This window comes from Ruegeria sp. H7 (assembly GCF_056532945.1).
Map to the genome: position 1 here is coordinate 592,818 of NZ_JBQFNZ010000001.1, position 15,272 is coordinate 608,089.

Annotated in this window: 20 protein-coding genes, 1 tRNA gene and 1 riboswitch; of the genes, 13 read left to right on the forward strand and 8 right to left on the reverse strand. The window is 60.3% G+C overall.

The annotated features are described in order from the left end of the window. The first annotated feature begins 84 nt into the window (after positions 1–84). Both hisB and hisH read left to right on the forward strand, forming a co-directional pair. Complete coding sequence (gene hisB / locus ACR0AC_RS02765) at positions 85–672, forward strand: imidazoleglycerol-phosphate dehydratase HisB (RefSeq protein ID WP_480871847.1); 588 nt, start codon at positions 85–87, stop codon at positions 670–672. An 85-nt stretch (positions 673–757) separates the two neighbouring features. Continuing rightward, the gene (gene hisH / locus ACR0AC_RS02770; RefSeq protein WP_480582316.1) at positions 758–1,396 is read left to right on the forward strand and encodes an imidazole glycerol phosphate synthase subunit HisH; all 639 of its coding nucleotides are present in this window, start codon (positions 758–760) and stop codon (positions 1,394–1,396) included. Positions 1,397–1,400: 4 nt separating this feature from the next. Here hisH and ACR0AC_RS02775 read toward each other — a convergent pair whose 3' ends face one another. Next, positions 1,401–1,799, reverse strand: coding sequence for a DUF2147 domain-containing protein (locus tag ACR0AC_RS02775; protein WP_170452135.1), 399 nt, complete (start codon positions 1,797–1,799; stop codon positions 1,401–1,403). A gap of 135 nt (positions 1,800–1,934) precedes the next feature. Between ACR0AC_RS02775 and hisA the strand changes: the two genes are divergently transcribed. Further along, complete coding sequence (hisA, locus tag ACR0AC_RS02780) at positions 1,935–2,654, forward strand: 1-(5-phosphoribosyl)-5-[(5-phosphoribosylamino)methylideneamino]imidazole-4-carboxamide isomerase (RefSeq protein ID WP_480625700.1); 720 nt, start codon at positions 1,935–1,937, stop codon at positions 2,652–2,654. A gap of 3 nt (positions 2,655–2,657) precedes the next feature. On the opposite strand, the gene ACR0AC_RS02785 is transcribed toward hisA, so the two are convergent. After that, on the reverse strand, positions 2,658–3,050 hold the full coding sequence (locus ACR0AC_RS02785; protein ID WP_170523313.1) for a DUF302 domain-containing protein: 393 nt from the start codon (positions 3,048–3,050) through the stop codon (positions 2,658–2,660). Between the two features lie 172 nt (positions 3,051–3,222). On the opposite strand from ACR0AC_RS02785, the gene hisF reads away from it, so the two are divergent. The 3 genes from hisF (at position 3,223) to ACR0AC_RS02800 (ending at position 4,938) form a co-directional block, all read left to right on the forward strand. Next, entirely contained in the window at positions 3,223–3,984 is a 762-nt protein-coding gene (hisF, locus tag ACR0AC_RS02790) for an imidazole glycerol phosphate synthase subunit HisF (protein WP_170383233.1), read from the forward strand. After that, positions 3,981–4,298 carry a phosphoribosyl-ATP diphosphatase gene (locus ACR0AC_RS02795; RefSeq protein WP_480582320.1) on the forward strand — a complete coding sequence of 106 codons (318 nt, stop codon included), beginning with the start codon at positions 3,981–3,983 and terminating at the stop codon, positions 4,296–4,298. Before hisF ends, ACR0AC_RS02795 begins: the two co-directional genes overlap by 4 nt. Positions 4,299–4,371: 73 nt before the next feature. After that, the gene (locus tag ACR0AC_RS02800; RefSeq protein ID WP_480780294.1) at positions 4,372–4,938 is read left to right on the forward strand and encodes a hypothetical protein; all 567 of its coding nucleotides are present in this window, start codon (positions 4,372–4,374) and stop codon (positions 4,936–4,938) included. A 1-nt stretch (position 4,939) separates the two neighbouring features. On the opposite strand, the gene ACR0AC_RS02805 is transcribed toward ACR0AC_RS02800, so the two are convergent. From ACR0AC_RS02805 to rlmB, 4 genes are all read right to left on the reverse strand, one after another. After that, a complete protein-coding gene (locus ACR0AC_RS02805; protein ID WP_480871850.1) occupies positions 4,940–5,410 on the reverse strand; it encodes a CoA-binding protein in 471 nt (156 codons plus the stop codon). Positions 5,411–5,608: 198 nt separating this feature from the next. Next, positions 5,609–6,061, reverse strand: a complete 453-nt coding sequence (locus ACR0AC_RS02810) for a YHS domain-containing (seleno)protein (protein ID WP_170452148.1) — start codon at positions 6,059–6,061, stop codon at positions 5,609–5,611. Between the two features lie 106 nt (positions 6,062–6,167). Continuing rightward, on the reverse strand, positions 6,168–6,503 hold the full coding sequence (locus tag ACR0AC_RS02815; RefSeq protein ID WP_480871852.1) for a hypothetical protein: 336 nt from the start codon (positions 6,501–6,503) through the stop codon (positions 6,168–6,170). Beyond that, positions 6,463–7,236 carry a 23S rRNA (guanosine(2251)-2'-O)-methyltransferase RlmB gene (gene rlmB / locus ACR0AC_RS02820; RefSeq protein ID WP_480871854.1) on the reverse strand — a complete coding sequence of 258 codons (774 nt, stop codon included), beginning with the start codon at positions 7,234–7,236 and terminating at the stop codon, positions 6,463–6,465. Before rlmB ends, ACR0AC_RS02815 begins: the two co-directional genes overlap by 41 nt. A 116-nt stretch (positions 7,237–7,352) precedes the next feature. Here rlmB and ACR0AC_RS02825 point away from each other — a divergent pair. From ACR0AC_RS02825 to ACR0AC_RS02850, 6 genes are all read left to right on the forward strand, one after another. Continuing rightward, positions 7,353–7,436 (forward strand) — tRNA-Tyr (locus ACR0AC_RS02825). Between the two features lie 210 nt (positions 7,437–7,646). Beyond that, positions 7,647–7,851: riboswitch (cobalamin riboswitch) on the forward strand. 212 nt (positions 7,852–8,063) lie between these two features. Then, positions 8,064–8,198: a hypothetical protein gene (locus ACR0AC_RS02830; RefSeq protein WP_480707800.1), complete on the forward strand. Its 135-nt coding sequence runs from the start codon at positions 8,064–8,066 to the stop codon at positions 8,196–8,198. Continuing rightward, positions 8,198–8,956 (forward strand): metal ABC transporter ATP-binding protein, encoded by a 759-nt coding sequence (locus tag ACR0AC_RS02835; RefSeq protein ID WP_170452197.1) that lies wholly within the window; start codon positions 8,198–8,200, stop codon positions 8,954–8,956. The genes ACR0AC_RS02830 and ACR0AC_RS02835 overlap by 1 nt, the downstream gene beginning before the upstream one ends. After that, complete coding sequence (locus tag ACR0AC_RS02840) at positions 8,949–9,851, forward strand: metal ABC transporter permease (RefSeq protein ID WP_480871856.1); 903 nt, start codon at positions 8,949–8,951, stop codon at positions 9,849–9,851. The genes ACR0AC_RS02835 and ACR0AC_RS02840 overlap by 8 nt, the downstream gene beginning before the upstream one ends. Beyond that, the gene (locus ACR0AC_RS02845; protein WP_170523220.1) at positions 9,848–10,747 is read left to right on the forward strand and encodes a metal ABC transporter solute-binding protein, Zn/Mn family; all 900 of its coding nucleotides are present in this window, start codon (positions 9,848–9,850) and stop codon (positions 10,745–10,747) included. Before ACR0AC_RS02840 ends, ACR0AC_RS02845 begins: the two co-directional genes overlap by 4 nt. A 147-nt stretch (positions 10,748–10,894) precedes the next feature. Next, positions 10,895–11,896 carry a LacI family DNA-binding transcriptional regulator gene (locus ACR0AC_RS02850; RefSeq protein WP_170452201.1) on the forward strand — a complete coding sequence of 334 codons (1,002 nt, stop codon included), beginning with the start codon at positions 10,895–10,897 and terminating at the stop codon, positions 11,894–11,896. Here ACR0AC_RS02850 and ACR0AC_RS02855 read toward each other — a convergent pair whose 3' ends face one another. Beyond that, a complete protein-coding gene (locus tag ACR0AC_RS02855) occupies positions 11,897–13,030 on the reverse strand; it encodes a Gfo/Idh/MocA family protein (protein WP_170633669.1) in 1,134 nt (377 codons plus the stop codon). 36 nt (positions 13,031–13,066) lie between these two features. Beyond that, positions 13,067–14,170, reverse strand: coding sequence for a Gfo/Idh/MocA family protein (locus tag ACR0AC_RS02860; protein ID WP_480871859.1), 1,104 nt, complete (start codon positions 14,168–14,170; stop codon positions 13,067–13,069). Positions 14,171–14,295: 125 nt separating this feature from the next. Here ACR0AC_RS02860 and iolC point away from each other — a divergent pair, with 125 nt between their 5' ends. Beyond that, positions 14,296–15,264 (forward strand): 5-dehydro-2-deoxygluconokinase, encoded by a 969-nt coding sequence (gene iolC, locus ACR0AC_RS02865; protein ID WP_170453122.1) that lies wholly within the window; start codon positions 14,296–14,298, stop codon positions 15,262–15,264. The last annotated feature ends 8 nt before the right edge of the window (positions 15,265–15,272 follow it).

Below are 15,272 nucleotides of genomic sequence, written 5' to 3' on the forward strand. Positions count from 1 at the left end.
AGTTTGCGGCGAATGCCACACATGGTCTGGATCAATCCGCCCCACCCCGTCTATAAGCTCCCTCGAAGCAAAAGGAATTCGCCCATGCGCACCGCATCAATCAGCCGCAAGACCGCTGAGACCGAGATTTCGGTTCAGGTCAATCTGGACGGCACCGGCCAGTATGACAATCAGACCGGCGTTGGCTTTTTCGACCACATGCTGGACCAGCTTGCGCGCCATTCGCTGATCGACATGACGATCCGGGCCAAAGGCGATTATCACATCGATGATCACCACACGGTCGAGGATACCGGCATCGCGCTAGGACAGGCGCTGACACAGGCCCTTGGCGACAAGAAGGGCATCCGTCGCTATGGCGAGTGTCATTTGCCGATGGATGACGCGCAGGTGCGTTGCGCGCTGGACCTGTCGGGGCGTCCGTTCCTGATCTGGAATGTCGATCTGCCAACGCCCAAGATAGGCAATTTCGACACCGAACTGGTGCGCGAGTTCTTTCAGGCGCTGGCCACTCATGGCGGTATCACGCTGCATATAGATCAGCTGCACGGTTTCAACAGCCACCACATCGCCGAGGCGGCGTTCAAGGCTGTCGCGCGCGCATTGCGGCTGGCGGTTGAGACCGACCCGCGCAAGGCGGATGCGATTCCATCCACCAAAGGCGCTTTGTAGGCGGTCGTAAGGGGCGCTGCCCCTCTTGGCCTGCGGCCAATTCACCCCGCCGTATTTGGAACAAGAAGAAGAACAGGTCCGTATCATGCTGACTGCGATCATTGATTATGAGTCGGGCAATCTGCACTCGGCCGAGAAGGCGTTTCAGCGCATGGCGCGTGAGGTGGACGCGGGTGAGGTTGTCGTGACATCGGACGCGGATGTCGTGGCGCGTGCGGATCGCCTGGTGTTGCCAGGCGATGGAGCGTTCCCGGCCTGCGCTGCCGAGTTGCGCGGGCACAAGGGCATCTATGACGCGATGGTCGAGGCGGTCGAACAAAAGGGCCGCCCGTTTCTGGGCATCTGCGTGGGAATGCAATTGATGGCCTCGAAGGGGCACGAATACACAGAAACCGACGGGCTGGGCTGGGTTGGCGGCGATGTTGTTCGAATCGAGCCGTCAGATCGCGCATTGAAAGTGCCGCATATGGGCTGGAACGATCTGGTTCTGGAAAGCGACCACCCGGTGTTCGATGGGGTGCGTTCAGGCGATCATGCCTATTTCGTTCACTCCTACCACTTCCGGGTCAGCAATCCGGCGCAGCGGCTGGCCTATGTGGGCTATGGGCAAGAGGTCACGGCCGTGATTGGCCGCGACACAATGGTTGGGATGCAGTTCCATCCTGAGAAAAGTCAGGATGTGGGCCTGCGCATGATCGGGAATTTCCTGACCTGGGCCCCCTGAGCAATTACTGAACGCGCGTCCAGGTCTGCCCGCGACAGACCAGACCACCAGCAACGCAGCCTTTGACGGTCAGTTGATTCTGGCTGTCCAGAGTCATCTTCGAGTTATAGGTCTTGTCGCGGTCTGGGGCCCAGATCTTGCCATTGTCATAGCTCCCGTCACCTTCAGGGACCATGTCCCAAATGATTTGCTTGCCCAGATTCTCGTATTCCAAGTTTTGATTGCCGCTGCCATCAAATGCACTGTCAATGGTTCCGCAGACGGCGCTGCCGCACTCCGAAATGGATACGTGCAGGTAACCGCCTTCATCACCTGCTTGGGTTTTCCAGATGCCATCGACCGGATCGGCAAAGGCACCGGTGGCCAGTGCTACAAAACCGGCGGCAAGAGTGAGTTTCTTCATAATCAACCTCCCTGATTTGCGGGCAGTCTGACCCGAGGCGTGCGTGTGGGCAAGAATGACCCAGCGTCGCGTTGCATCCCCTGCCCCGCCTGTGCGATATGCCGCGCGTGTAACACTTAGATAGGGCCGCCCGACATGATCCTCTACCCCGCCATCGACCTGAAAGACGGCAACGCCGTTCGCCTGCTGCGCGGAGAAATGGACAAAGCCACCGTGTTCAACGAGGACCCGGCAGCGCAGGCCCGCGCTTTTGTCGAGGCCGGGTGCGAATGGCTGCATCTGGTCGACCTGAACGGCGCGTTTGCGGGCGAGCCGGTCAATGCCGCCCCCGTTGAGGCGATTCTGAAGGCTTGCGATGTGCCCGCGCAGCTGGGCGGCGGCATCCGCGACATGGCAACCATCGAGACCTGGATCGACAAGGGGCTGGCGCGCGTCATTCTGGGCACTGTCGCCGTCGAAAACCCCGATCTGGTGCGCGAAGCGTCCAAAGCATTCCCGGGCAAAGTCGCCGTGGGCATCGATGCGCGCAACGGTATGGTTGCGACCAAAGGCTGGGCCGAGGAAACCGACGTGCAGGTCACTGACCTTGCGCGCAGCTTCGAGGATGCAGGCGTTGCCGCGATCATCTACACTGACATCAACCGCGATGGCGCGATGCAGGGCCCGAATATCGAGGCGACAGCAGCATTAGCGCAGGCTGTGTCGATCCCGGTAATTGCCTCGGGCGGTGTCAGTTCACTGGACGACCTGATCGCCCTGCGCGACTGCGGCGTTGAGTTGAACGGTGCGATTTCGGGTCGCGCGCTTTATGATGGCGCGATTGACCTGGCCGAGGCCATTCGCGCCCTGTCTTAACCCCTACTGCGCGGCAGCCGAGGTCAGTTTGTTCAACGCACCGCGCATCTTTTCGATCACGGGCGAGTTTTCGACATCATCAAGCTCGTCCATGGTCTCTTTCGGGTCTTCATAGGCCAACCAGACCTGCCCGTTTTCGTCTTCATAGGCCTGCACTTTCAGCGGCAGGAACAGACCTGCGCGCGGATCAATCTGCATCACTGGCGTGCCCAGTGTGGGGTTGCCAAAGATCAGAACCTGATTGGGCGGGATGGGTGTGCCAACCTTCTCGGCCCCGGCCGCATGATCGATCCGGGCAAAGACGGTTGCGCCTGCATTGCCCACTGCGGCTTCAAGCGCGTCCAGCGCCTCGGCCACGGATTTGTCGGTTTCCACCTTGATGATATCGTCTGCCATTGCGGCGACTGCTCCTGCAAAAATGAATGTGGTCGTCAAAAAGAGGTTTCGCATCTCATTGATCTCCTGCTGAATTTGGGAACAGTTTTCACAGCTTTGAGAGGGGTGGCAATCACAAGTCTGGCATCGGCGGGGCTTTGCCGGTAGAGGTGCGCTCAACAAAGGACGACCCATGCTGAAAACCCGTATCATTCCCTGTCTGGATGTTGCCGATGGCCGCGTGGTCAAAGGTGTGAACTTTGTAGGCCTGCGCGATGCGGGCGACCCGGTGGAATCGGCCAAGGCCTATGACGCCGCCGGGGCGGATGAGATTTGTTTTCTGGACATCCACGCCACGCATGAAAACCGGGGCACCATGTTCGACGTGGTGCAGCGCACGGCAGAGCAGTGTTTCGTGCCCCTGACCGTGGGCGGCGGCGTGCGCACCAAGGACGACGTGCGGGCCCTGTTGCTGGCGGGGGCGGATAAGGTCAGCTTCAACTCGGCTGCTGTAGCGAACCCGGACGTAATCGCCGAGGCTGCGGATCAGTTTGGCAGCCAGTGCATCGTCTGCGCGATCGACGCCAAGACCGTCAGTCCCGGCAAGTGGGAGATTTTCACCCATGGCGGCCGCAAACCCACCGGCATAGACGCGGTGGAATTTGCTAAGACCGTTGTGGCCAAGGGTGCGGGTGAGATTCTGCTGACCTCGATGGATCGTGACGGCACCAAGGCGGGGTTCAACCTGCCTTTGACTCGCGCGATCTCGGACGCGGTGGATGTTCCGGTGATCGCAAGCGGGGGCGTCGGCAATTTGGACCATCTGGTCGAGGGCGTGACCGAAGGCGGCGCAAGTGCCGTTCTGGCGGCATCCATCTTCCATTTCGGCGAATATACCATTCGCGAGGCCAAGGAACACATGGCCGCTGCGGGCATTCCGATGAGGCTGACATGAGCATTCTGAACGATCTGGCCACCACCATTGAGGCCCGCAAAACCGCCGATCCGGACTCCAGCTGGACCGCCAAGCTGCTCGCCAAAGGCCCCGAGAAATGCGCGGAGAAATTCGGGGAAGAGGCCGTTGAAGCCATCATCGAAGCCGTCAAGAATGACAAGGCGGGGCTGACCTCTGAGGCGGCGGATGTGCTGTATCACCTGCTGGTCATGCTGGCGGCGCGGGACGTGGCACTAGACGATGTGCTGGCCGAACTGGCACGGCGCCAGGGCCTCAGCGGTATTGCCGAAAAGGCCGCGCGCCCCAAGGGGTAAGCTGCGGGGTTTCAGAACGACCGCCCCGGCCCTATGATCGGGCTGTGCGGTCTGTAACCCTGAGGGCATAAGAATGATCAGAGCTTTGGCCTTTGTTCTGGCCCTCGTGATACTGGGGGCCTGTGCCTCCCCGCCCCCGTCGACCGGCGACGAAGTCCAGCGTCTGGCCACCGAAATTCGCGAACTCGGCCCCGGCATCGATCCCGAAGAGGCCGACCGCGCCGCCCGGGTCGCCTATGCCTATACCGCGCAACTGGTGCAGGAATACCAGATCACCGACCCGCCCCTGATCCACAATGCGAAGGTCAACAGGGGGCTGCGCCCGCGTGGGTTGTGCTGGCATTGGGCCGAGGATGTCGAACGACGTCTGAAGCAGGAACAGTTCCAGACACTGACCCTGCATCGCGCCATCGCCAACGCGGACAATCCGTTCCGAATCGACCACAGCACCGCCATCATCAGCCGTGCCGGAGACCCGATGGATGACGGCATCGTGCTGGACCCGTGGCGCTATGGCGGCGTGCTGTACTGGTCGCCTCTGTCAAAGGACACAAGATACGATTGGGTGCCACGCAATGTGGTTCTGGAAAAGCGTCGCCAGGCGCAGGTGGCCCGGCTAAGGCCCTACCCGGCTGAATAAGCTAAAGCTTGGATGAGATGATGCCGGTGCTGAATCCACCCATGCGCAACTCGCCAAACAGGCGCTGATATTCGATCTTCGGGCAACGGTTCATCACTACATCCACGCCGCGCGCCTGCGCTTTGGCCGCGGCCTCGGCGTGTTCGACGCCAATCTGCATCCAGACCGTGCGAAGATCGGGGAAGACCTCCAAAGCCTCATCCACAATCGGCGGAACAGCCTCGGACCGTCGGAAGATATCCACCATGTCAACGGGCTCGGAAATCTCGGCCAAACTGCCGCACACCGTCTGACCGAACAGGTCCTTGCCCGCGTGGCCCGGATTGACAGGGATCACGGTATACCCCTTCAGCGACAGGTAGCGCGCCACGTAATAGCTGGGCCGCACAGGATTCATCGAAACGCCGACAACAGCAACACGTTTGGTGCACTGCAGGATACCTTTCAGATGATCATCGGAATAGTCAGGCATAGCGGCATCCTAAGCACAGACCGCAAAAAGAAAAAAGCGCCCAAGAAGCCTTGGGCGCCAGTTGTTGGAACGAGGGACAGTGAAATGACCCGCGGCAGTTCCGTTCCGCGGTCACTGTGACATTTAAGCATGATCCGGATGAAAAAAAGAGGGGGCCTTCTTTTTTGTGATGACTTTTCACAAAAAGCGGAAACCGGCCTATTCCTCGTACAAAACCACCGGCCAGTTCTGTTCGGCCATCTGGATGTATTCCGACCTGTCCTGCTGCCAGATCTGCTCGATTTCCGGCGAATGCGTCAGGTACAGTCGGCCATCTACCACCTGCCACGCCATCGGGTCGGTGCTTTTCAGCACACCCTTGGCCATCGCGTAGGAACAATACCCACCGAATTGCGGCGCATAGGCGCGCGGATTGCTTTCAAAACGCTCGCGGTTTTCCTGCGACGCGAAATGCCATTCGGCCCCTTTCCACATCACGGCAATCGTCGGCTGACCCTGAATCGGAACGTCGCTGTCAAAATAAGACACGGGATCGTACCCAGCCATCGCGGCCCCTTCGGTCGCGAAATAGACAGGTTTATCCTGCGCCTGAACGGCAGGCGCCAAGGCCAAAGCAAATATTGCACCAAAGATGGAGCGACGACGAAGCATCACGGAACCCACAACTGAGAATCGAGAGTATCAAAGTGCAATTTTTTGACGCTTCGGGAACCCCTGTTGACGCGGTTGTGAACGCCTGTGCTGCCTGGGTTGCAGTTTAGTCGAAAATATCCTCGATCACGTCCCAGGCTTCGTCCAGCACCCGATACAACACGCTTTTCTTCTTTTTTTTCTTGCGTGCCTTGGGCGGGGCAACTTGGCTGATTGCGGTGCGTTCCTGCCTGGGCTTTGCCACCTTGCGCTTTGGCAGCTTCTTCAGGTCATGCAATGGTGCGCCGCAATTGGAACAGCTCAACTCGTGCCGGTTTTTACCGGTCAGAACCAGCGCAGCCCGGGTCCCGCAATAACAGCAGGTGGCGATTTTGGATGGTCCGGAAATGACGCTCTCCTGTTCAATGGTGACGTGAGGCATATAAGGCGATTGCCGCCGCATTTGAGACGTTCAGGGACCCGAACCCGCCGGATGCGTCAATTTTCACCAGTTGATCAACCGTTTCCTTGGTCTTTTGCCGCAATCCCGGCCCTTCGGCGCCCAGTACCAGGGCCACGGGCCGCTCGCGCTGATCGCCCAGGGCGGTTTCGATCGTCTCTTGCGCCTCACCGTCCAGCCCAAGCACCAGAAAGCCCATTTCCTGCAATTCGGTGATCGTGTCGGCCAGATTGCGCACCCGCAGATAGGGCTGACGTTCCAACGCGCCGCTGGCCGTTTTCGCCAGCGCCCCGGTTTCAGGCGCAGAATGGTGCCGCGTACCGATCACGGCGCTTGCGCCCAGAACCTCGGCCGAGCGCAGAATCGCCCCCACGTTATGCGGGTCGGTCACCCGGTCCAGCAGGATCACGCGCGGGTGTTCGCGCCCGATGCAGTTTTCAGCCAGACCGCCCCACTCCAGCGGTTTGACCTCAAGCGCCGCACCCTGATGGACCGAGCCTGCATCGATAGGTGCCGTGAACTTGCGCGGATCGACCATCTCGGCTTCGATCCCTGCAAACTCAATGGCTTCAGCCAGTTTGTCGCGGGCATTTCGGGTCACGATCAGACGCAGTTTCTGGCGTTTGGGGTTCATCAGAGCATCGCGTACGGCGTGAAGGCCGAACAACCAAACGGTCTCTGCAGCAGCGGCTTTTCGCGCCTGTTCCTTTTCGACGACCCACTTGGGTTTTTTCATTTTGGGGGCCTCCGGGCCGGGAATTCGGTTTCCTGCGTCAAAGCGGAATTTTCCTGTTGACGCTCCTTTGGTGCGCTAGTAATCACGCCTCCACGTCAGGTGCAACGCCTGACAGTGGGCGACAGGCCGCAAGGTGTGGCAGGGGACTGTAACTCCCTCGCGGAGACGCACGCCTGGTTCGATTCCAGGGTCGCCCACCACTTCTCCATATACATGATATCAAGGCAATGGGCGGTTATAACTTGCGCCCGGCAGGCCTTTTCGCCTGTGGATCTCCGTTCGGACCTGCCACCCCAAAAACCACGCTTTTTATGCCACAAGTTGCCACGAAGCTCTTTTGCCTGTCGAAACCGGCGCGTCCGATAACAACAACGTTCTAGAACGTGCTCTTGTCGAATCAAGGTGTTTCATGTTCTGTCGCCCGCGATGGTTCCCGACCGCTTTCTGCGGACGGGATAAAAGGGAATACGGTGCGGCCCCATGGCCAATTCCGTGACTGCCCCCGCAACTGTAGGCGGCGAGCGACCCGAGATCGTCCACTGGGCATTTGCCTGGGAAGGATCGGGACAGCGTTGACCCGCAAGTCAGGAGACCTGCCATCCGAATTTGAATGAACCTGGGCGGGGTGTCCCAGAGGGAGATGACAATGTTTCAAACGGCCTGTGCCGTCCAAAACCTTGCACTCGCTTTGCCCTCGACCTCGCGAAGGAGGCGATGCTTTTGTCATTGCAAACAAATGAATTTCCACCCTGCAACCCGCATCGGGTGACCGTTGCCCCGGTGACCTGCAACACCCCTGTTTGCGCGCAAGCCATTGGGGTATCCCGATGACGCGGCACATTACCCATGACGACTCGGGTGCACGAGGGCGCTGCCTAACCGAATTCAGCGTTGTGGCGCTGATTGCTGGCGCTTTGGCCGTGTCGGCTGTGTTGTGTCTTGCGATTTACGTGGTGCTGTGATGACGGCTGTCTTGCAACTCCGCGATCTGACGCTTGGATACCCTGATCTGACGCTGTTCCGTCGCCTGTCCATGGATATTGAAGCCGGCACAACTCTGGCCGTTCTGGGGGCCAATGGGTCGGGCAAAAGCACGTTTGTGAAGATGCTGCTGGGTCTGCTGGATCCGCTTTCGGGCAGCATGAACTGGCCCAATGGCCGCCCCGGCGCCATCGGCTATCTGGCGCAAATGACCGAGTTTGACCGCCGCTTTCCCATCCGCGTGCGCGATCTGGCCGCGATGGGGGCCTGGCGTGGGTTTGGCTTCCGATCCGGTCTGGACCGCGCCGCGCGCGACCGGATGACCGCAGCACTGGACGAGGCCGGGGTTCTGGACATCGCCGACCGTCCGCTTCACATGCTGTCGGGTGGCCAGCTTCAGCGCGCCCTGTTCGCGCGTGTCATCATGCAGGACGCCCCTTTGATCCTGCTGGACGAACCCTTTGCCGCCGTTGACCAAAGCACCGAGGCGCATCTGCTGACGATCATCCGCCGCTGGCGGGATGAGGGCCGCGCCGTTGTGCTGGTCGTGCATGACCTGTCATCGGTTCTGGACCATTGCAGCCATGCCCTGCTGTTGGGCGGGCAAGAAGCGACCCATGGTCCGGTGAATGACGTCCTGACGCCCGACCGGCTGGTCGCGCAGGGGTATCTGTCCGAAAGTCAGGCCTCGTGGATGTTCCGTGGAAACCCTTCAGCATCGGAGCATGCCCGTGTTTGATCTGCTTACCGAAATGTGGAGCTTTGCCTTCATGCGCCGCGCCTTTGTGGCGACCACCGTTCTGTCGGCCTCGGTCGCGCCGGTGGGGGCATTCCTTGTCCTGCGCCGCCTGTCACTGGCGGGTGAAGCCATGGCCCACGCGATTACGCCCGGCATCGTCATCGGGTTCGTGACGGCGGGTCTATCGGTCATGTCGCTGTTGGTCGGCGGGCTGATTGCTGGGGTCGGGGTGGCCATCCTTACGGCTTTGCTTGCTCGCCGGACGATCCTGCGCAGCGATGCCAGCCTTGCCTCGCTGTACCTGATCGCCTTGGCCATAGGGATATTCATTCTATCCGCAGCCGGGTCCGCCGTTCCGCTGAAAAGCTTCCTGTTCGGTTCGATCCTCGGGATTGACGATGCGTCGATGATGCTGGTGGGTGGGGTCGCGACCGTGACGTTGGTGGCCTTTGCTGTCCTGCTGCGCCCCTTGATTGTCAGCACCTGCGACCCGGTGTTTTTCGAAACCCAGACGCGCCGCCCCTGGCTGGTCGATCAGGGCTTTATGCTGCTGCTGGTTCTGAACCTGCTGGCCGCGTTCAAGACGCTGGGCACACTTATGGCTGTCGGCCTGATGATCCTGCCCGCAACCGCCGCGCGGTATTGGGCAAGTACCATCACGGCGCAGCTGGTTTTGGGTTTCCTTTTCGCCCTGTCCAGCTGCTGGATCGGTCTGACCCTGTCCTACCTGTTTCCCGACACGCCATCCGGCCCGGCCATCGTGCTGGTCGCGGGCGGGTTCTTCCTGTTTTCGGCCATCTTTGGGCCGCTTGGTTTTGGCGGACGGCTGCGCAAACCGTCCGTTTCGAAAGACATCCCCGTCGCGCAAGTTCCACAAGAAGAGAGAGCTCAATGACTCTTATGAAATCCCTCTATGCCGGTATTGCCACGGCATCCCTCGCTCTGGTTGCCCTGCCAGCCTATGCAGGTGAAGACCACGTCAAGGTCGTCGCCAGCTTCTCGATCCTCGGCGACATGGTCGAAGAGGTCGTGGGCGACCTGGCCGATGTGACCACAATCGTTGGCCCCGATGCGGACGCGCATGTGTATCAGCCGTCGGTTGCGGACGCCAAGGCCGTGGCGCAGGCGGACATCATCTTTGTCAACGGTCTGGGCTTTGAGACATGGTCCGACACGCTGATCGCGGAATCGGGCACCGAAGCCACCGTGCATGTCGCAACCGACGGCATCACGCCGGTCGAGGTCGACGGTGCAATTGACCCCCACGCCTGGAACTCGCTGTTGAACGGCGTGATCTACGTGACCAACGTGGCGGACGCGATGAAAGACGCCATGCCCGAGCATGCAGATGAAATCGCCGCCAATGCCGACGCGTATATCGCCAAGCTGGAGGCACTGGACGCCGAAACCAAAACCAAACTGGCGAACCTGCCCGCAGACCGCCGCACTGTCGTCACTGCCCATGACGCGTTCGGCTATCTGGCGGACGCCTATGGCATGACCTTCCTGGCGCCAGTCGGCATCGACACCGAAGCCGAGCCGTCCGCCAAGGAACTGGCCGTTCTGATCGACCAACTGAAAGCCGAAGGTGCGGCAGCCTTGTTTGTTGAAAACATCACCAGCCCGGCCTTGGTTCAGCAGATCTCGGACGAAACCGGTATTGAGATCGGTGGCCGTCTGTTTTCGGACGCCCTGTCCGAGCGTGGTGGCCCGGCCACAAGCTATCTGGCGATGTTCCAGCATAATCTGGGCACGCTGCTGACTGCGCTGGAAACCCAAGGCGCGAGCTGATGATACCCGGTCGAGGCGGTTTTCAAGCCGCCTCGTACCACCTCAGGCAGGTTGCAACCGGTTGCAGCCGCTTCGCAATAGTGCATAATCAAACCCAATGATTATCGCGACCCCACCCACACCCCAACCGCATGAACGGTACGCCCTGTGAGCGTGACTTTGAAAGATGTTGCGGCGCTTGCCGGGGTGTCCCGATCCGCCGTTTCGCGCACCTTTACCGAAGGGGCCTCGGTCTCGGCCAAAACGCGCAGCAAGGTTGAGAAAGCGGCGCGAGAATTGGGGTACAGCCCGAATGCGCTGGCCTCGTCGCTGACGACCGGGCGGACCAAGCTGATTGGCCTGATCTCGAATAACTTCCATAACCCGATATTTCTTGAGGTGTTCGACCAGTTCACCCGCGCCCTGCAGGAACGTGGGCTTCGGCCTTTGATCGTGAACCTGACGGATGAGACCGAGCCTGCCAATTCCGTGCGAATGCTGCGTCAGTATTCAGTTGATGCGGTCATTGTCGCGTCATCAACCCTGCCCCCCAGTTTTGCCAAGGCGTTCCACGATGCGGGCGTGCCGGTGGTGCATACCTTCGGACGGTCGGCGACCTCGCCCGAGGTGCATGTGGTCGGCATCGACAACGTCGAATGCGGGCGCATGGCGGCGCGCGAACTTGTTTCGCGCGGGTACAAGCGCGTCGGCTACCTCGGTGGGCCAAAAGATGCGACGTCGGCCATGGATCGGTATCGGGGGTTCATCGAGGAAACCGACCAGCATCCCGACCTCGACGTGTCGCATTCTTTCGCGGATAATTACTCGTTCGAGGCGGGGCGCGCGGAAATGCTGCGCCTGCTGCAAGGCAAACCCGCCGAAGGGTATTTCTGCGGCGACGACATCCTGTCTATCGGCGCGTTATCGGCGTTGAAGGATCACGGGCTGAAGCCGGGGCAGGACATCGGAATCATCGGCCTGAACGACATGGAAATGGCCCGGTGGGAAAGCGTCGATCTGACCACCATTCACCAACCGATCAAACAGATCATCACCTCATCCGTTGATCTGGTCGAGGAGATGCTGAAAGAGCCTCAGAGATACCCTGAGGCCCGGATTTTCCCCTGTCGGGTGATCGAGCGGGGCACGTTGCGGCGGCCCCGCCCTTGATCAGCGAAACATTGGCGGGCGGGCGTCTTTCCACGCACCCTGCTCTTTGCCGGACGCGACAGCGGCGTGGACTGCCGCGATAGACCGCACCCCATCCGCAGCGCCGGGCAAGCCGTCGCGCGTCTCGCCCCGGATCGCGTCAGCCAGATCGCAGTAGATATTGGCCACGGCCAGCGGAAAGCCTTCGGGGTGCGCAATCGCCACTCGAGACAGGCGTTGCACTTCATCGTGCAGCCCGCCCTCGCCCTTTTCGATGATCTGGGTGCGCCCACCGACAGGCGTGTAAATCAACTGGTTCGGCTGCTCGGACGCCCAGCGCAACCCACCGGTTTCGCCGAACACCTGAATGTCGAACCCGTGCTGCCGCCCGATGGCAACGGATGAAGTCCACAGCCGCCCGACCGTGCCGCCTTCCATCCGGAAATTCACCATCGCGTCGTCTTCCAGTTCCCGGCTGGAGATGGTCGAGGCCATATCGGCGGACAAGGACTTCACCTCGTCATCGCAGATGAAACTGGCCATATGCAGCGCGTGGATGCCACAATCCGCGAATTGGCCCGAGACACCCGCCATCGCCGGATCGTAGCGCCAGCGCACGCGCGGGTTGTCGGCATCCGTGGCATCGCCGTGGTGCCCATGGCTGAAATTGGTGACAACCAGACGGACCTTGCCAATATCACCCGCCCGTACCATGGCGCGGGCCTGACGAACCATCGGATAGGCCGAATAGCAATAGTTGACCGCGCAGATCTTGCCCGAGGCTTCTGCGACGCGAACGATCTCTTCGCCCTCTTCCACTGTCATGGTCATCGGCTTTTCGCACAGCACGTTGAACCCGGCTTCCAGAAACGCCTTGGCGATCTCGAAATGGGTCGAGTTTGGCGTGGCAATCGTCACCAGATCGACGCGATCGTCGCGGTCTTTCTCCCCTGCCAGCATCTCTTGCCAATTGCCATAGGCGCGGTCGGCAGCAATACCCAGCCGTTGCGCGTATTCACGGCCTACCTCGGGCCGATGATCCAGCGCGCCTGCGGCGAATTCGAACATCCCGTCCGCCTGCGCGCCCAACCGGTGGGCGGGCCCGATCTGGCTGCCTTCGCCACCACCGATCATGCCCCATTTCAGCTTTGCCATGGTCTTGGTCTCTCTATCGATTGTATCGTTAAGCGATCAGAAATCGCTGATGTTTTCCCACTGCCGCTGGTTCGATGAGGCCAGTGCCGCCGCCAGCACCCGGTTGACCTGATGCCCGTCGCGGAATGTGGGCCAGATCGCTTCGCCTGTGTGGATAGCCCGCAGGAAATCCTTGGCCTCGATGATGATCTGATCCTGATAGCCGGTGCCGTGGCCGGGTCCCTGACAGAAGGGTTCGTAATCCGGATGTGCCGGGCCGGTCAGGATTTTGGTGAATCCCCGCTGCGCCTCGGGCCCTTCGCGCCGATAAAGCCATAGGGCATTCTGATCTTCCTGATCAAAGCGGATCGCGCCTTTTGTTCCCGAAATCTCATAGGCATAGCCCATCTTCCGCCCCGTCGCGACGCGGCTGAAATAGAGGTTCCCCATCACGCCATTTTCAAACCTGCACATCATCTGCGCGTGATCGTCATTTGTGACCTCTCCGCCGGGGCGGGTGCGGTGCACGGTTTCCACATCGGCCATGACCTGCGCAATTGGTCCGATCAAAGCCATCGCGCCGTTCACCATATGCGGGGCCAGATCACCGATTGTTCCATTGGCCATCCCCGTCGTGCGCCATGTGGCGGGGGCTTGCGGGTCAGCATAGAAATCCTCGGTATGCTCGCCCCGAAACCAGGTAACATTGCCAATCTCGCCCTCGGCGATCAACTGGCGGGCGTACTGGCTGGCAGGCGTGCGGATATAGTTGAAACCGACCATATTTACGGTACCCGCAGCCTCGGCAGCGTTGACCATCGCCTGACTGTCCTCAAGCGACGCACCCAGCGGTTTTTCGCACAAAACCGGCTTGCCCAAAGCAAAAGCTGCCTCGGCGATCTGGCGATGGGTTTCCTGCGGGGACGCGATCACCACAGCCTCGACCTTTGGGTCCTCGACCAAAGCGCGCCAGTCATGGGTCGCGCGCTGAAACCCATAGGCTTCCCGATACCGCTCGGCGCTTGCTGGCGTGGACGCGCAAATCACCTCAAGCCGAGGTCTGAGCGCCGTGTTGAACACCGCACCAACGGCGGACATGGCAACGGAATGCGCCTTGCCCATATAGCCGCCACCAACGATTCCAATTCCGATTTCAGGCATCTGTCACGGCTCCGAACATATCATTTGCAACCGGTTGCAAAATCAGTATCGTGTGAATCGATTCAACGCAAGGTCCAAACTTTGCCGACGCCCCTAAGCCGGAGGAATATGACGTGAGCGCTTTGATGGACGGTATCAAAGGGAACCGTTTTGCAGTTTTCGGGCGTGCTGGCATGGACCTGTTTGCCGATCCCATCAACGTCAAAAGCGAAGATGCCGAGACGTTCCACGCCGATCTTGGCGGATCCTCGGCCAATATCTGCGCGGGTCTGGTCAAGCTGGGCAGTCAGGCATCGCTGGTCACCTCGGTCTCGGATGACGCAATCGGGCGTTTTTGCCTGAACCGGCTGCGGCATTACGGGGTGGATACGTCCTATATTCGCGTTTTGGGCGGCGAATATCGCACTTCTCTGGCGTTGTATGAAAGCCGGACCGAGAACTTCCAGAACGTCATCTATCGCAACGGGGCCGTCGATTTTCAGGTGACCGAAGATGACGTGGACCGGGTCAACTATGGGGAATTCTCGGCTGTCCTGTCCGCCGGAACGGTATTCGCCTCGGAACCTTCCCGAAGCGCCACGTTCCGCGCTTTTGACAATGCACACAAAGCCGGGTTGCCGGTGATCTTCGATGTCGATTACCGGCCCTATAGCTGGCCCTCACCCGAGGTGGCCGCCGATGTCCTGTCCCGCGCCGGAGAGGCCAGCGACCTGATCGTCGGCAATGATGAAGAATTCGGTTTCATGGCCGGTGGCATCGAAAAAGGGTTCGACAAGGCCCGGGAACTGGCCTCGAAACCGGGCCGGGTTGTCATCTACAAGATGGGCGAAAAGGGTGCCGTGACCCTGACCGACGGGCAAGAGATTCAAACAGGCATCTTCCCGGTCGATGCGATCAAACCCGTTGGCGCGGGTGACAGTTTCATGGCCGGTCTTTTGGCCTCGATCGCTGCTGGCGCGTCGCTGGAACAGGCGGTCCTGCGCGGTTCAGCCTGTGCGTCCATCGTGGTTTCCAATCCCGGCTGCGCCCCCGCCATGCCCACAACCCCGGAACTGAATGCGTTCCTTGCCGATCATCCCGGCCCGACCACATAGGAGTTTCC

Excerpts from the sequence above, each read along its gene's own strand:
- ACR0AC_RS02845 (WP_170523220.1), top strand. The coding sequence starts at position 9,848 with ATGACTCTTATGAAATCCCTCTATGCCGGTATTGCCACGGCATCCCTC.
- ACR0AC_RS02800 (WP_480780294.1), top strand. The coding sequence starts at position 4,372 with ATGATCAGAGCTTTGGCCTTTGTTCTGGCCCTCGTGATACTGGGGGCC.
- hisF (WP_170383233.1), top strand. The coding sequence starts at position 3,223 with ATGCTGAAAACCCGTATCATTCCCTGTCTGGATGTTGCCGATGGCCGC.
- hisA (WP_480625700.1), top strand. The coding sequence starts at position 1,935 with ATGATCCTCTACCCCGCCATCGACCTGAAAGACGGCAACGCCGTTCGC.
- hisB (WP_480871847.1), top strand. The coding sequence starts at position 85 with ATGCGCACCGCATCAATCAGCCGCAAGACCGCTGAGACCGAGATTTCG.
- ACR0AC_RS02775 (WP_170452135.1), bottom strand. The coding sequence starts at position 1,799 with ATGAAGAAACTCACTCTTGCCGCCGGTTTTGTAGCACTGGCCACCGGT.
- rlmB (WP_480871854.1), bottom strand. The coding sequence starts at position 7,236 with ATGAAAAAACCCAAGTGGGTCGTCGAAAAGGAACAGGCGCGAAAAGCC.
- ACR0AC_RS02785 (WP_170523313.1), bottom strand. The coding sequence starts at position 3,050 with ATGGCAGACGATATCATCAAGGTGGAAACCGACAAATCCGTGGCCGAG.
- iolC (WP_170453122.1), top strand. The coding sequence starts at position 14,296 with ATGGACGGTATCAAAGGGAACCGTTTTGCAGTTTTCGGGCGTGCTGGC.
- ACR0AC_RS02810 (WP_170452148.1), bottom strand. The coding sequence starts at position 6,061 with ATGCTTCGTCGTCGCTCCATCTTTGGTGCAATATTTGCTTTGGCCTTG.
- ACR0AC_RS02805 (WP_480871850.1), bottom strand. The coding sequence starts at position 5,410 with ATGCCTGACTATTCCGATGATCATCTGAAAGGTATCCTGCAGTGCACC.
- ACR0AC_RS02860 (WP_480871859.1), bottom strand. The coding sequence starts at position 14,170 with ATGCCTGAAATCGGAATTGGAATCGTTGGTGGCGGCTATATGGGCAAG.
- ACR0AC_RS02830 (WP_480707800.1), top strand. The coding sequence starts at position 8,064 with ATGACGCGGCACATTACCCATGACGACTCGGGTGCACGAGGGCGCTGC.
- ACR0AC_RS02855 (WP_170633669.1), bottom strand. The coding sequence starts at position 13,030 with ATGGCAAAGCTGAAATGGGGCATGATCGGTGGTGGCGAAGGCAGCCAG.
- hisH (WP_480582316.1), top strand. The coding sequence starts at position 758 with ATGCTGACTGCGATCATTGATTATGAGTCGGGCAATCTGCACTCGGCC.
- ACR0AC_RS02815 (WP_480871852.1), bottom strand. The coding sequence starts at position 6,503 with ATGCGGCGGCAATCGCCTTATATGCCTCACGTCACCATTGAACAGGAG.
- ACR0AC_RS02835 (WP_170452197.1), top strand. The coding sequence starts at position 8,198 with ATGACGGCTGTCTTGCAACTCCGCGATCTGACGCTTGGATACCCTGAT.
- ACR0AC_RS02795 (WP_480582320.1), top strand. The coding sequence starts at position 3,981 with ATGAGCATTCTGAACGATCTGGCCACCACCATTGAGGCCCGCAAAACC.